The organism is Vibrio sp. 2132-1 (assembly GCF_033344315.1).
The window spans coordinates 1-527 of sequence record NZ_JAWPON010000822.1 but is presented as its reverse complement, the minus strand read 5'-3'; the positions used below and the strand labels follow the sequence as shown (position 1 = coordinate 527).

Sequence of the window (527 nt, the reverse complement as noted above, 5' to 3'; positions counted from 1 at the left end):
CAAGGGCTCGTTTTAATCCATCAATGCGCTTTTGATTACCTTGTACTGTGGCGTATTCAATTTGCTGCTCAAGTGCAAACGCTTTGGCATCACACCCTTTTAGCTCTTCTTGAGCGACAGTAGGAAGCGAAATAGCCATCGTTAACGCAGCACCACAAATCACGGCTTTCATTTTATACCTCTCCAGTAAATACAGCTCGCGCCCTCAAATGAGGGCGCATAAAAAAATAGGTCAACATCATTGGCAAACGCACTTCGCTCGCAGTATGTTTCAAGGTCGAGGAAGTTAAGATTCTGCGCTTTGCTTGTTGTATTCAATCGAATTAATGAACCACTCTTTGTCACCTTCCGGCGTTCGAACGGTAAATTCTTCATCCACTTGCTTTTTCAACATGGCTCTGGCCATAGGGGAATCAATGGAGATGTAATCTTTGGCATCACCATATATTTCTTCTGGCCCCACAATGCGGAACTTCTTCACATCACCGGCTTCGTTTTCAATCTCGACCCAAGCACCAAAAAAGACT

2 protein-coding genes are annotated in these 527 nt (G+C 44.4%); both read right to left on the bottom strand.

Translation table 11 applies throughout. From position 1 onward, the window contains the following. Nucleotides 1–139, bottom strand: a 139-nt coding sequence (locus tag R8N47_RS28200; RefSeq protein WP_318186482.1) for a DUF1090 family protein, incomplete at its 3' end; no start/stop codon positions are given. A gap of 147 nt (nucleotides 140–286) precedes the next feature. Beyond that, nucleotides 287–527: GreA/GreB family elongation factor (locus R8N47_RS28195; RefSeq protein ID WP_318186481.1), on the bottom strand; the 241-nt coding region annotated here is incomplete at its 5' end.